Annotated in this window: 9 protein-coding genes; 1 reads left to right on the top strand and 8 read right to left on the bottom strand. The window is 66.6% G+C overall.

Translation table 11 applies throughout. The features are described from left to right. Positions 1 to 6: 6 nt before the first annotated feature. The 5 genes from PSS76_RS06275 to PSS76_RS06255 all read right to left on the bottom strand — a co-directional run bounded on the left by PSS76_RS06275 (position 7) and on the right by PSS76_RS06255 (position 5,367). On the bottom strand, positions 7 to 360 hold the full coding sequence (locus PSS76_RS06275; protein ID WP_064077204.1) for a hypothetical protein: 354 nt from the start codon (positions 358 to 360) through the stop codon (positions 7 to 9). A gap of 145 nt (positions 361 to 505) precedes the next feature. After that, entirely contained in the window at positions 506 to 2,017 is a 1,512-nt protein-coding gene (locus PSS76_RS06270) for a DHA2 family efflux MFS transporter permease subunit (protein ID WP_005518255.1), read from the bottom strand. Next, the gene (locus PSS76_RS06265; protein ID WP_037084951.1) at positions 2,014 to 2,484 is read right to left on the bottom strand and encodes a MarR family winged helix-turn-helix transcriptional regulator; all 471 of its coding nucleotides are present in this window, start codon (positions 2,482 to 2,484) and stop codon (positions 2,014 to 2,016) included. The genes PSS76_RS06270 and PSS76_RS06265 overlap by 4 nt, the downstream gene beginning before the upstream one ends. Before the next feature lie 151 nt (positions 2,485 to 2,635). Then, positions 2,636 to 3,601, bottom strand: a complete 966-nt coding sequence (locus PSS76_RS06260; RefSeq protein WP_337456013.1) for an NADPH:quinone oxidoreductase family protein — start codon at positions 3,599 to 3,601, stop codon at positions 2,636 to 2,638. A 71-nt stretch (positions 3,602 to 3,672) separates the two neighbouring features. Beyond that, entirely contained in the window at positions 3,673 to 5,367 is a 1,695-nt protein-coding gene (locus PSS76_RS06255; protein ID WP_084847544.1) for an FAD-dependent oxidoreductase, read from the bottom strand. A 208-nt stretch (positions 5,368 to 5,575) separates the two neighbouring features. On the opposite strand from PSS76_RS06255, the gene PSS76_RS06250 reads away from it, so the two are divergent. Then, positions 5,576 to 6,385 (top strand): acyl-[acyl-carrier-protein] thioesterase, encoded by an 810-nt coding sequence (locus tag PSS76_RS06250; protein WP_337456012.1) that lies wholly within the window; start codon positions 5,576 to 5,578, stop codon positions 6,383 to 6,385. A gap of 1 nt (position 6,386) precedes the next feature. On the opposite strand, the gene PSS76_RS06245 is transcribed toward PSS76_RS06250, so the two are convergent. The 3 genes from PSS76_RS06245 to rpoB form a co-directional block, all read right to left on the bottom strand. Further along, positions 6,387 to 6,587 (bottom strand): hypothetical protein, encoded by a 201-nt coding sequence (locus tag PSS76_RS06245; RefSeq protein ID WP_005518249.1) that lies wholly within the window; start codon positions 6,585 to 6,587, stop codon positions 6,387 to 6,389. A gap of 116 nt (positions 6,588 to 6,703) precedes the next feature. Beyond that, positions 6,704 to 10,663: a DNA-directed RNA polymerase subunit beta' gene (locus PSS76_RS06240; RefSeq protein WP_005518248.1), complete on the bottom strand. Its 3,960-nt coding sequence runs from the start codon at positions 10,661 to 10,663 to the stop codon at positions 6,704 to 6,706. Positions 10,664 to 10,796: 133 nt separating this feature from the next. Next, the gene (gene rpoB / locus PSS76_RS06235) at positions 10,797 to 14,303 is read right to left on the bottom strand and encodes a DNA-directed RNA polymerase subunit beta (protein ID WP_022597440.1); all 3,507 of its coding nucleotides are present in this window, start codon (positions 14,301 to 14,303) and stop codon (positions 10,797 to 10,799) included. Between the last annotated feature and the right edge of the window lie 189 nt (positions 14,304 to 14,492).

Below are 14,492 nucleotides of genomic sequence, written 5' to 3'. Positions count from 1 at the left end.
ACCCGTTCACGCCGTCAGATGCGCTGCCACTCCCCAGGCTCGGCGACCACCGCTGAGCGACCACGCCGCGTCGGGCGCGCGCGTGACGGGGTGCTGGCGTTCTACGGTGAAGTTCGTGACGGGCAACCGCTCCACCATCGCGGCATCGGCCAGCATGTGGCCGACGATCCCCTGCTCGAACATCGAGTAGGCCGTGTGATTGACCGCGTGGACGGCGACCTGCAGCGCCGAGAGTGCGGTGGGGTGCGGGCCGAACTCGGCGAGCGTGTGACCACCGCCGATCGTGGTGCCCACTACCGCGTAGTAGTGCCAGTGCGAAGGATTGTCCGGGTTGTGCGTGACGCCAGGCTCTTCAGCCATGATGCGCCCCTTCCCTGCTCGAGGCTCCTGTCGTGACGATAGAACCGGCCACCGACACGTTCGGAGCGACGCGCCGAGTCGAACTCGGACAACACGAAGAGCCCCCGAGCGAAGGATCGCTCGGGGGCTCGTTCCGCGGCGGATGTCAGTGCATCATGACCGGCTGGACGTCCTCGGTCGTCGCGGCCACACGCTTGCGCGGCAGGAAGAACGCGGGGATCAGGGTGACCAGCACGAGGACGAACGCCACCATGAAGGTCGCGCCGAACGAGTCGGCCGAATCGTTGAGCATCTGCGCGACGCTGCTCGGATCGGTCGGCGGGGCAGCGTCCTTGCTGAGGCCGTGCGACGTCATCTGGTTCGTCAGCACCACCGACATCGTGGCGGTACCGATCGAGCCGGCCGTCTGCTGGACGATGTTCATCAGCGTCGAACCGCGGGCGATCATCTCGTGCTTGAGCGTGACCATGGCGGCCGTCATCAGCGGCATCATCGTGCAGCCCATGCCGAGACCCATCACGAACAGCGAGCCCATCAGCAGCGGGTACGACGACGTCGCGGTCAGCTGCGTGAACGTGAACATGCCCAGCGCGATCAGTGGCAGACCCGTCAGGACGATCTTGCCCGGGCCGATCTTGTCGACCAGTCGGCCGGCGATCGGCATCGTCACCATCGCGCCGATGCCCTGCGGCGCCAGCAGCAGACCCGCGGCCATCGCGGACTCACCGCGCACCTGGATGAAGTAGCTCGGGAAGAGCAGGCCCGCACCCATGAACGCGATGATGAACATCGTGGTGGTGAGCACCGCGACCGTGAGCTGACGGTTCTGGAACAGGTGCAGGTCGATCAGCGGATGGTCCTTGCGGAGGGCGTGGAACACGAATCCGATGATCAGGACCAGACCGATTCCGATCGGGATCAGCACCTCCGGGGACAGCCCCTTGCCGTGCTCCGGGATCGACGAGACGCCGTACAGGAACAGCGCCAGGCCGGGCGACAGCAGCAGCATGCCGACGAAGTCGAACGACTGGGAGGGGCTCGGCTCGTCCTTCGGCAGTAGCTTGAACGCCGCGGCGAGGGCGATGATGCCGATCGGCAGGTTGATGAGGAAGATCCAGTGCCAGCTGGCAGCGTCGATCAGCCAGCCGCCGACGATGGGGCCGGCGATGGGCCCGAGCAGCATCGGGATGCCGAGCACGGCCATGACGCGGCCGACCCGCTCGGGGCCGGCGGCCCGGGTCATGATCGTCATGCCCAGCGGCATCAGCATGCCGCCGCCCAGGCCCTGGATCACGCGGAACACGATCAGCGACGTGATGTCCCAGGCGAAGGCACACAGCACGGAACCGATGACGAACAGCACCAGTGCGCCGATGTAGAGGCGTTTGGTACCGAAACGGTCGGCGGCCCAACCCGTCACGGGGATCACTGTCGCGAGGGCGAGCGTGTAGGCGGTCATCGTCCAGGCGACCACCGCGTAGCTGGTCTCGAACGTCTCCGCGAACGTCGGCAGCGCGACACTGACGACGGTGACGTCGAGGATGGACATGATGGCGCCGAGCACCACCACGGAGGCGATCTTGAGAACCGCGCCGTCGATCTTGTCCGACTCCGGCGCCCCGGGTTGGGGTCCGGCCGTCGAGTTTGGCGTCGTCATGTACAGAATTCCTGACTTCGGGCCCGCAGGGCATCGCCCGCGAGTATCGGTTGAAGGGCCTCGAGCAACCGCCTGCGGTCCGGCTGATCCAACCGGCCCGCGAACGCTCGGAGCTCGTCACGCTTGTCCTCGAGGTGACGGGAGACCAGGCTTCGCCCGGACTCCGTCAGCGAGACCCGTTTGATCCGACGATCCTCCGGGTCCTCACGGCGCAGCACAAGTTCCTGACACACCAACTGGTCGATGTTGCGACCCGCGGCCGCCACCGACATCCGCAGGCACTCCGCGACCTCGTTGATCGCGATCGGCTCGCCGTGCTGCGCCAGCACGAAGAGCGCACGAACCTGCGAGAACGACAGGTCCATCGCGACGAGGGTGTCCATGGACTCGGACTCCCCCATACCCAGGAGACGCATGATGAACTCCTCGAGCACGGTGTAGACGTCGTCCGGAGTCACATCAGCCACGGGCTCGAATAGTAGCGATCGTGCAACTATTGCGGAAACGCAATTACCCCCACGGCCGCGCGAATCCGCGACCCTTCAACGACACCACGCCGCGACTACCTGCGGCAACACATTTTCCGGACAGGCAGCGGGCAGGTGACGAGGAACACAGTCAGCTCTGGACGAGAACGGCCTTTCCGAGCACCCGGCCGGCCTCGAGGTCGACGAGGGCCTCGGCCGCCGCGGCCAGCGGGTAGCGCGCCTTGACGACGGGACGCAGTCCCGCACGCACGTGTTTCACGAGCGCCGCGTGCGTCTCCGCCAGCGCCGACGGCTCGTGCCGGAGGAACTCACCCCACGCCGCGCCCACGATGCTGATGTTGCGGAACAGGACGCGATTCACCTTGACCGTCGGGATGCCCCCGCCCGCGAAACCGATGACGACCAGGCGCCCCTCGGGAGCGAGGGCGCGGACCGCGTCGTCGAACGCGTCCCCGCCGACCGGATCGATCACGACGTCCGCTCCGCGGCCACCCGTGAGTTCACGAACCTGCGCGGCCCACCCGTCGGCCAGTCGGACGACGTCGTCGGCGCCGATCTCGCGCAGGAAGTCGTCGGCACCGCCCCGGCGCACGACCGCGATCACCCGGGCCCCGTGGGCCTTCGCCAACTGGATCGCCGACGTCCCCACCCCACCGGCGGCGCCGAGGACCGCGACGGTCTCGCCCGGCTGCAGCCGGGCGCGGCGGCCCAGCGCGAACTCCATCGTCTGATAGTTGATGATCAGCGACGCCGCCTCCTCGAACGTCAACTCGTCCGGGATGGGCAGCACCAGATTCCGATGGACGGCGACCCGCTCGGCGTAGCCACCGAGACTCGACACCGCCAGCACCCGCTGTCCCGGTACGAACCCGCTGTCGTCGGGCGCGCTGAGCACGACACCCGCGACCTCGGTGCCCGGCACGAACGGTGGTTCGGGTCGAATCTGGTACTTGCCGTAGCTGATCAGCAGATCCGGGAAGCAGACGCCGCTGGCCTTGACGTCGATCAGCACCAACCCGTCCGCGTCCGGTTCGGCGATGTCCTGGACCACGATCGCCGACGGCCCTGCCAGGTCCGTGACCACCACTGCGCGCACTTTCCACCTCCGAATCCGCCGGGCGGCATCTCCGGTGGACGCTGCACCCTGTGCGTGACGCTACCCCGGACTCACCCGCCGAACAGTGCGCGACGCCGGCGCCCGAGCGCCACCATCTCCGCGGTGTCCGTCATCTTCACCCGCGGTCGGCCCGACGCCGTTCCGCGGTCACGCTCGGCCCGGTCGATCGCTTCCCAGCCGCGGCGCGAGATCCGTTCGGGCTGACGCCGGGCGAGCAACTTGCCGAGTTCCTTCCGCCCGGCGGTCGGCGCGGCGAGTCGCTTCGCCTCGAAATCCTCGACGATCCGCGCCACGGTTTCCTTGGCGCACGTCTTGTTGGTTCCGATGACGCCGCTCGGGCCGCGCTTGATCCACCCCGTGACGTACACGCCGTCGACGGGTTCGCCGGCGCCGGCCACCACTCGACCGCGATCGTTGGGGACCACCCCGCGCCGCTCGTCGAACGGCACCCCGGCGATCGGACGTCCCCGGTAGCCGATCGAGCGCAGCACCAGGGCGGCGTCGATGTGCTCGGTGCGTCCGGTGGGATGCGCGGCGAGCCCACCGGAGGCGTCCTCCACCAGCTCGTTCGCGACGACCGTCAGTCCCTCGACCCGCTCGGCGCCGAGAATCTCCGTCGGCGACGTCAGGTACCGGAACACGATCCGCTTGTTGCCGGGCGTCGGGGTGCGACGTGCGTACTCCTGTGCGAGCCGCACCTTCATCGCAACCGCCGGTTCGGTCTCGTCCGCGTCGATCAGCGCCCGGGACCGCGAATCGAGTTCCGCCTCGGCCTCGTCGATCACGACGTCCACTCCCGGCAGGTCACCGAGGGCCAGGAACTCGGGGTTGGAGTACGCCGCTTGCGCGGGACCACGCCGACCCAACAGCACGACCTCGCGGATGTTGCTGCTGCGCAGAGCCTTCAGTGCGTGGTCGGCGATATCGGTCTTCGCCAGGTCGTCGGGGTCCATCGTCAGGATGCGCGCGACGTCGAGCGCGACGTTGCCGTTTCCGACGATCACCGCCCGCTCGCCGGAAAGGTCGAAGGTGCGGTCGGCGTAGTCGGGATGCCCGTTGTACCAGGCCACGAACTCGGTCGCGGCATGACTGCCGGGCAGGTCCTCGCCGGGCACACCCAGCGCGCGGTCGCTCGATGCGCCCACCGCGTAGATCACCGCGTGGTGGTGGGCGAGCAGGTCGGCGTGACTGACATGCTTGCCGACCTCGACGTTGAGGTGGAACTGGAACGCATCGCGGCCGAGCGACCACTCGAACATCTCGGTCACCGTCTTGGTGCCCGGATGATCGGGTGCGACGCCGGCGCGCACCAGACCCCACGGCGTCGGCAGCTTCTCGAACATCTCGACCTCGACGTCGGACCGCTTGAGCAGTTCCTCCGCGGCGTAGCAGGCCGCGGGCCCCGCGCCGACGATCGCAACCCGCAACGTGCCGAGGTCCCGTACCGGAGGCGTCGCGGGTGTCAGCGGAATCCAGTCGGGCTGGAGTGGGTGCCGCGTGTAGTAGTCGGCGTTGATCTCGCGATACCGCTGCAGCGACTCGCTCAACTGGTCCTCGGGGAAGATCGCGTTCACCGGGCAGGCGTCGACGCATGCGCCGCAGTCGATGCAGGCCTGCGGTTCGATGTACAGCATCTCGGTGGTCGCGAACTCCGCTTCCTCCGGCGTCGGGTGGATGCAGTTCACCGGGCACGCCGACACACAACTCGCATCGTTGCAGCACGTCTGGGTGATGACGTAGGCCATGTTCGATTTCCCGTCTCGCGTGTCACACGGGGCGTGACGCACGCCCGGCCCGGTCACCGATGTGACAGCCTTCATGTGACGATGAGTTACAGGTATGGGACTGTACTCGGCACCGGGCAATCGAACAAGCACCTCGGTCGTGTCCGGTGACTACGGAGCCGCCAACTGTCACAATCGCTGGCGACAACCGCCGAACCGAGGGAACACCGTGGCTTCCGAGCAGAGCGCCCGCCCAACGCAGAGCGTCACCACACCGGAACCGTTGGCACCGGCGCCCCCGCCCGAGCAGTGCTTCGAGACCTCACGCCCGATCCGTACGGGAGACGTCGACATCGAGAATCGGCTACGCCTCGACGGCGTCGCCCGCTACCTCCAGGACATCGGCTCGGACAACCTCGCAGCGTTCGGATACGACGAAACCGACCCACTGTGGATCGTCCGGCGCACCGTCATCGAGGTGCACCGGCCCGCGGTGTGGCCGGACCGGATGACCCTCCGACGCTGGTGCTCCGCGCATTCGACGCGGTGGTCGGCGATGCGGGTCCGACTCACGAGCACGGCGGACGCGCTGATCGAGACCGAGGGATTCTGGATCGACATCGGCGCCGACACCGGGATGCCGACCCGGATCAGCGACGGCCTCCTCGAGAGCCTGGGCCGGACCACCGACGAGCATCGCCTTCGCTGGAAGCCGTTGCTGCCGGCGACGCCGCCCGACACCGACGACTGGGACGACCGCGAGCGGACGTTCCACCTGCGCACCACCGACATCGATCCGTTCAACCACGTCAACAACACGACGTACTGGCACGCGGTCGAGGAGTGCCTCGCCGACCGACCCGAACTACGCCGCGCGCCGTACCGGGCGGTGGTCGAACACCTCGGCCCGATCTACGCGCGCGATCACGTGCGGCTCCGCACGGACGGCGACGAGACCTCGCTGTCGGTGTGGTTCCTCGTCGGGAGCGAGGTGCGCGCCGTCGCGCGCGTCGAGATGCTCCCCCGCGAAAAGGTCTGAGTCAGAACACCTTCTTCGCGACCACCGCGATACCCGCGATCAGCAGGGTCACCAGCAGCGCCGTGCCGAATCCGGTGAGCCACCACAGCACACCGAAGACGACCAGGGCCGGTGCCGCGACGATTGCCACGATGGCCGGGCTCTCCTTGACAACCTCGAGCGCAGACTCCGCCTTCACCCGATCGATGTTCTTACCGGCCATGATGCCCTCCGCCTGTCCAATTAGTCCGATTACGGGAACATTCTTCCTGTCCCCAGAATGACCGAAGGTCCCGCCCCCTGTCGGGAACGGGACCTTCGAGTCGAACTTTCTACGGGTCAGCGGTAGTCGCTACCGAATCCGTAGTCGTCCAGAGGAACCGCAGCGCCGGTGCCGGTGCCGAAGCCCTCCGGGCTGTAGTACTGGTCGTCGTAAGACGGAACCGCGTACGCAGCCGCGCGTGCCTCCTCGGTGGGCTGAACCTGGATGTTCCGGTACCGGTTGATGCCGGTGCCGGCCGGGATCAGCTTGCCGATGATCACGTTCTCCTTGAGACCGATCAGCTTGTCCGAGCGGCAGTTGATCGCCGCATCGGTCAGCACGCGGGTGGTCTCCTGGAACGAAGCCGCCGACAGCCACGAATCGGTCGCCAGCGACGCCTTCGTGATACCCATCAGCACCGGACGTCCGGCCGCCGGCTCGCCGCCCTCGGCGACGACGCGACGGTTGGACGCCTCGAACTCCGCACGCTCGACCAGCGAGCCGGGCAGGAACTCCGTCGAGCCCGAGTCGATGATCGTGACGCGACGCAGCATCTGGCGCACGATGACCTCGATGTGCTTGTCGTGGATCGACACACCCTGGCTCCGGTACACCTCCTGGACCTCGTTGACGAGGTGGATCTGCACCTGACGCGGGCCCATGACTCGCAGCACGTCGTGCGGGTCGGCAGCGCCCTCGAGCAGCTGCTGACCGACGTCCACGTGGTCACCGTCCGACAGCAGTCGCTCGGAGCCGTCGTCGTGCTTGAACACACGCAGACGCTGACGCTTCGACAGCTTGTCGTACACGACCTCTTCGCCACCGTCGTCCGGGACGACCGTGATCTTGTAGAAGCGGTCGTCGTCGTCCAACTGCACCCGGCCGGAGACCTCGGTGATCGGGGCCTTGCCCTTGGGGACGCGGGCCTCGAACAGCTCCTGGACACGCGGCAGACCACCGGTGATGTCGGCCGCGCCGGCCGCACCACCCTGGTGGAAGGTACGCATCGTCAGCTGGGTACCGGGCTCACCGATCGACTGTGCGGCGACGATACCGACGGCCTCGCCGATGTCGACGAGCTTGCCCGTCGCCATCGAGCGGCCGTAGCACGTGGCACACACGCCCGTGGCGGTGGTGCAGGTCAGGACCGAACGGACCTTCACCTGCGTGATACCCGCCGCGAGCAGCGCGTCGATCGCCGGATCGCCCAGGTCGTGTCCACGCTCGACGACGACGTTGCCGTTCTCGTCGATCGCGTCCGCGGCCAGGGTGCGGGCGTACGTCGAGGTCTCGACGTGCGCGTCGCGGATCATCGTGCCGTCCGCTGCCTTCTCCGCGATCGTGGTGAGGATGCCGCGCTCGGTGCCACAGTCGACCTCGCGGACGATAACGTCCTGCGAGACGTCCACCAGACGACGGGTCAGGTAACCCGAGTCGGCGGTGCGGAGAGCGGTATCGGCCAGACCCTTACGAGCACCGTGCGTGTTGATGAAGTACTCGAGGACCGTCAGGCCCTCCTTGAAGGAGGACTTGATCGGACGCGGGATGAACTCACCCTTCGGGTTCGTCACCAGGCCCTTCATACCGGCGAGCGAGCGAACCTGAGTCATGTTGCCGGCGGCGCCGGACTTCACGATCATCGGGATCGGGTTGTCGTCGGGGAAGTGGGCCTCCATGGCCTTACCGACCTCGTCGGTGGCCTCGGACCAGATCTTCACCAGAGCACTGTTGCGCTCGGTGTGGTTGAGAGCACCGCGCTGGTACTTCTTCTCGATCTGGTCGGCCTGCGCCTCGAACTGCTCCATGATCTGAGCCTTCTCCGGCGGCACGAGGACGTCGGAGATCGAGACCGTGACGCCGGACCGGGTGGCCCAGTAGAAGCCGGTGTCCTTCATCTTGTCCACCGTCTGCGCAACCACGATCATCGGGTAACGCTCGGCCAGATCGTTGATGATCGTCGCCTGACGCTTCTTCGGCATCTGCTCGTTGATGAACGGGTAGTCCGCGGGGAGCAGATCGTTGAACATCACGCGGCCGAGCGTGGTCTCGACCATCCAGCCGTCGCCGAAGTTCCAGCCCTCGGGGAACAGCTCCGCCTCGATCTCACGCGGCGGGCGCTGATGGGTCAGACGCACCTTGATCTTCGCCTGCACCGACAGCACGCCACGGTCGACGGCCATCTGAGCCTCGGCCGGCGAGCTGTAGACGCCCTGCTCCGGCTGGCCGTCGGCGGCCGGCTGGTAGGCGCCGATCGCACCCTCGACCTCGCGGGTCAGGTGGAACAGACCCGTGACCATGTCCAGACGCGGCATGGCGAGCGGACGGCCCGATGCCGGCGACAGGATGTTGTTCGACGACAGCATCAGGATGCGAGCCTCGGCCTGCGCCTCTGCCGACAGCGGCAGGTGCACGGCCATCTGGTCACCGTCGAAGTCGGCGTTGAACGCCTCACACACGAGCGGGTGCAGCTGGATGGCCTTGCCCTCGACGAGCTGCGGCTCGAACGCCTGGATGCCGAGACGGTGCAGCGTGGGTGCACGGTTCAGCAGCACCGGGTGCTCGTTGATGACCTCTTCGAGGACATCCCACACCTGCGGACGCTGACGCTCGACCATGCGCTTCGCGGACTTGATGTTCTGCGCGTGGTTGAGGTCGACCAGACGCTTCATGACGAACGGCTTGAACAGCTCGAGCGCCATCAGCTTCGGCAGACCGCACTGGTGCAGCTTGAGCTGCGGGCCGACGACGATGACGGAACGGCCCGAGTAGTCGACACGCTTACCGAGCAGGTTCTGACGGAAGCGGCCCTGCTTGCCCTTGAGCAGATCGGACAGCGACTTCAGCGGACGGTTGCCCGGGCCCGTGACGGGCCGGCCACGACGACCGTTGTCGAACAGCGCGTCGACGGACTCCTGCAGCATCCGCTTCTCGTTGTTGACGATGATCTCGGGAGCACCGAGGTCGATCAGTCGCTTGAGGCGGTTGTTGCGGTTGATGACGCGGCGGTACAGGTCGTTGAGGTCGGACGTCGCGAAACGACCACCGTCGAGCTGGACCATCGGGCGCAGCTCCGGCGGGATCACCGGAACGGCGTCGAGGACCATGCCCATCGGCGAGTTGCCCGACTGCTGGAACGCCGCGACGACCTTGAGGCGCTTGAGAGCACGCAGCTTCTTCTGGCCCTTGCCGCTGCGGATGGTCTCGCGCAGGGACTCGGCCTCGGCCTCGATGTCGAAGTTCTCCATCAGCTTCTGGATGGACTCCGCGCCCATCGCGCCGGTGAAGTACTCGCCGTAGCGGTCGACCAGCTCGCGGTACAGCGACTCGTCGACGATGAGCTGCTTGACGCTCAGCTTCGTGAACGTGGTCCAGATCTCGTCGAGGCGGTCCAGCTCGCGCTGGGCGCGGTCACGCAGCTGACGCATCTCGCGCTCGCCACCGTCCTTGACCTTGCGGCGGACGTCGGACTTGGCACCCTCGGCCTCGAGCTCGGCGATGTCCGCTTCGAGCTTCTGCGCGCGGGCCTCGAGATCGGCGTCACGCTGGTCGGCGACGGTCTTCTTCTCGACCTCCATCTCGGCCTCGAGCGTGGAGAGCTCGTTGTGACGCAGCTCCTCGTCGACACCGACGATGACGTAGGCGGCGAAGTAGATGATCTTCTCGAGATCCTTCGGAGCCAGATCCAGCAGGTAGCCGAGACGGCTCGGCACACCCTTGAAGTACCAGATGTGGGTGACCGGAGCAGCGAGCTCGATGTGGCCCATGCGCTCACGACGCACCTTGGCGCGAGTCACCTCGACGCCGCAGCGCTCACAGATGATGCCCTTGAACCGGACACGCTTGTACTTGCCGCAGTAGCACTCCCAGTCCCGGGTGGGGCCGAAGATCTTCTCGCAGAAGAGGCCGTCCTTCTCGGGCTTGAGCGTGCGGTAGTTGATGGTCTCCGGCTTCTTGACCTCGCCGTAGGACCAGTTGCGGATGTCCTCCGCGGTCGCGAGACCGATGCGGAGTTCATCGAAGAAGTTGACGTCGAGCACGTAACTTCCTTTCCCCAGAGGGATTGTGGATCAGCGGGTGAGATCCGCTTCTCCTGACTGCCAATTCAAATGTGCTCTAGCGCCCCCGGGCCGTGGGTGCCGTGGGCGTGCCCACGGCCCGGGGACCGTAAAACTAGTTCGCGAGATCGTCCACGGTCGCGGCCTCGTTCCGGGACAGGTTGATGCCCAGGTTCGCGGCGGCACGCTCGAGGTCCTCGTCGTCGCCGTCGGCCATCGCGATGGCTGCGCCGTCCGAGGACAGCACCTCCACGTTGAGGCACAGCGACTGGAGCTCCTTGAGGAGCACCTTGAAGGACTCGGGGATGCCCGGCTCGGGGATGTTCTCGCCCTTGACGATGGCCTCATACACCTTCACGCGGCCGACGACGTCGTCCGACTTGATGGTGAGCAGCTCCTGCAGGGTGTAGGCGGCGCCGTACGCCTGCATCGCCCAGCACTCCATCTCACCGAAGCGCTGGCCACCGAACTGGGCCTTACCGCCGAGCGGCTGCTGGGTGATCATCGAGTACGGGCCGGTCGAACGTGCGTGGATCTTGTCGTCGACCAGGTGGTGCAGCTTGATGATGTACATGTAGCCGACCGACACCGGGTACGGGAACGGCTCGCCGGAGCGACCGTCGAACAGCGTCGCCTTGCCGTCCGGTCCGACCATGCGCTCGCCGTCACGGTTGGGCAGCGTCGAGCCGAGCAGACCGGTGAGCTCGTCCTCCTTGGCGCCGTCGAACACCGGGGTGGCGATGTTCGAGTCGGCCGGTGCGGACAGCATCTCCTCGGGCAGCGTCGCAGCCCAGTCCGGGCGCGAACCGTCGCCGGCGATCTGCACGTTCCAGCCGGTCTTGCCGATCCAGCCGAGGTGCGTCTCGAGAACCTGGCCGATGTTCATACGACGCGGAACACCGTGGGTGTTCAGGATGATGTCGACCGGGGTGCCGTCGGGCAGGAACGGCATGTCCTCCTGCGGGAGGATCTTGCCGATGACGCCCTTGTTGCCGTGGCGGCCGGCGAGCTTGTCGCCGTCCTGGATCTTGCGCTTCTGGGCAACGTAGACGCGGACCAGCTCGTTGACGCCCGGAGGCAGGTCGTCGTCGTCCTCGCGCGAGAACACGCGGATACCGATGACCTTGCCGGACTCACCGTGCGGAACCTTCAGCGACGTGTCGCGAACCTCGCGGGCCTTCTCACCGAAGATCGCGCGGAGCAGTCGCTCCTCGGGGGTCAGCTCGGTCTCGCCCTTCGGGGTGACCTTGCCGACCAGGATGTCGCCGTCGCGGACCTCGGCACCGATGCGGACGATGCCGCGCTCGTCGAGATCGGCCAGCACCTCGTCGGAGACGTTCGGGATGTCCCGGGTGATCTCCTCGGCACCGAGCTTGGTGTCGCGGGCATCGATCTCGTGCTCCTCGATGTGGATCGAGGTGAGGACGTCCTCTTCCACGAGGCGCTGCGACAGGATGATCGCGTCCTCGTAGTTGTGGCCCTCCCACGGCATGATCGCCACGAGCAGGTTCTTGCCGAGCGCCATCTCACCGTTCTCGGTGCAGGGGCCGTCGGCCAGCACCTGGCCGGCCTCGACCCGCTGACCCTCGTCCACGATCGGACGCTGGTTGGCGCACGTGCCCTGGTTCGAGCGCGCGAACTTGCGCAGGCGGTACGTGGTGCGGCTGCCGTCGTCGGCCATGACCGTCACGTAGTCGGAGGAGACCTCCTCGACCACACCGGTCTTCTCGGTGACGATGACGTCGCCGGCGTCGACCGCGGCACGCAACTCCATGCCGGTACCGACCAGCGGTGCCTCGCTGCGGACCAGCGGAACCGCCTGACGCTGCATGTTCGCGCCCATCAGGGCACGGTTGGCGTCGTCGTGCTCGAGGAACGGAATCATCGCGGTCGCGACGGAGACCATCTGGCGCGGCGAGACGTCCATGTAGTCGACGTCGGAGGACGAGACGAACTCGACCTCGCCGCCCTTACGACGGACCAGGACGCGGTCCTCGGTGAAGCGGCCGTTCGCGTCGACCGGCGAGTTGGCCTGCGCCACGACGTGGCGGTCCTCCTCGTCCGCGGTCAGGTAGTCCACCTGGTCGGTGAGCTGACCGTTCTCGACCTTGCGGTACGGGGTCTCGATGAAGCCGAACGGGTTGACCCGCGCGTACACCGACAGCGAACCGATCAGACCGATGTTCGGACCCTCGGGGGTCTCGATCGGGCACATACGGCCGTAGTGCGACGGGTGGACGTCTCGCACCTCGAGGCCGGCGCGCTCACGGGACAGACCGCCGGGGCCCAGCGCCGACAGACGACGCTTGTGGGTCAGGCCCGACAGCGGGTTGTTCTGGTCCATGAACTGCGACAGCTGGGAGGTTCCGAAGAACTCCTTGATCGCGGCGACGACCGGGCGGATGTTGATCAGGGTCTGCGGCGTGATCGCCTCGACGTCCTGAGTCGTCATGCGCTCGCGGACGACGCGCTCCATGCGGGACAGGCCCACGCGGATCTGGTTCTGGATCAGCTCGCCCACCGTGCGCAGACGACGGTTGCCGAAGTGGTCGATGTCGTCGACCTCGACGGGAACCTCGACGCCGCCCGGAGCGGTCATCATGGTGTCGCCGGCGTGCAGACGCACCAGGTACTCGATCGTGGTGACGATGTCGTCCTCGGTGAGGGTCGACGCCTCGATCGGCAGACCGGTGTTCAGGCCCAGCTTCTTGTTGATCTTGTAGCGGCCCACGCGAGCGAGGTCGTAGCGCTTGTCCTTGAAGAACAGGTTCTCCAGGAGGGTCTGCGCGCTCTCCTTGGTCGGCGGCTCGCCCGGACGCAGCTTGCGGTAGATGTCGAGCAGGGCCTCGTCGGTGTTCTTGGCCGGATCCTTCTCCAGGGTGGCCATCATGATCTCCGAGAAACCGAACCGCTCGCGGATCTCCTCGTCGGTCATGCCGAGCGCCTTGAGCAGCGTCGTGACCGGCTGGCGGCGCTTGCGGTCGATGCGGACACCGACGGTGTCGCGCTTGTCGACGTCGAACTCGAGCCACGCGCCACGGCCCGGGATGACCTTGACGCTGTGCAGGGTCTTCTCGGTGCTCTTGTCGATGGACTCGTCGAAGTACACGCCCGGCGAACGGACCAGCTGCGACACGACGACGCGCTCGGTGCCGTTGATGATGAACGTGCCCTTGTCGGTCATCATCGGGAAGTCACCCATGAAGACCGTCTGGCTCTTGATCTCACCGGTGTTGTTGTTGATGAACTCAGCGGTGACGAACAGCGGCGCCGCGTAGGTCATGTCCTTGTCTTTGCACTCGTCGACCGAGGCCTTGACCTCGTCGAAGCGCGGGTCCGAGAAGGACAGCGACATCGACCCGGAGAAGTCCTCGATGGGCGAGAGCTCGGCCAGGATCTCTTCGAGACCACCGGTCACCGCTCCGTCGCGGCGTGCGGCCGCGCGCTCGCGCCAACTCGGCGAGCCGACCAACCATTCGAACGAATCAGTCTGTAGATCGAGGAGCCCTGGGACCTCGAGGGGTTCGCGAATTTTCGCGAACGAAACCCTTCGGGGGGCTCCGGGGATTCCGGCTACTGCCTTGGTCTGGCTAGAGACTGCCAAGATGCGTCCTTCCAGCACCTCACGCGGGCCGCTCTTGCTGGTGCGACCGCCGCTGTATCTGCTTCTTCTGTGGGGCGAATTCGCTGGTTACAACCCGAACGAAGCCTCGCCACAGGAGCAGGAAGTAATCACTTCGCCGCAGTGAGGTCGAGAGGTGGACAGGAGGCAGCCAGCGCAACGTCCAAAAGTACACCCAAACTCAGTAGA

The sequence above is a fragment of the Prescottella sp. D32 genome (genome assembly GCF_037287305.1).
Lineage (GTDB): Bacteria > Actinomycetota > Actinomycetes > Mycobacteriales > Mycobacteriaceae > Prescottella > Prescottella equi.
The sequence above is the reverse complement of the archived record's forward strand: the minus strand, read 5'-3'. Positions and strand labels throughout refer to the sequence as shown.

Excerpts from the sequence above, each read along its gene's own strand:
- PSS76_RS06275 (WP_064077204.1), bottom strand. The coding sequence starts at position 360 with ATGGCTGAAGAGCCTGGCGTCACGCACAACCCGGACAATCCTTCGCAC.
- PSS76_RS06270 (WP_005518255.1), bottom strand. The coding sequence starts at position 2,017 with ATGACGACGCCAAACTCGACGGCCGGACCCCAACCCGGGGCGCCGGAG.
- PSS76_RS06255 (WP_084847544.1), bottom strand. The coding sequence starts at position 5,367 with ATGGCCTACGTCATCACCCAGACGTGCTGCAACGATGCGAGTTGTGTG.
- PSS76_RS06245 (WP_005518249.1), bottom strand. The coding sequence starts at position 6,587 with ATGGCCGGTAAGAACATCGATCGGGTGAAGGCGGAGTCTGCGCTCGAG.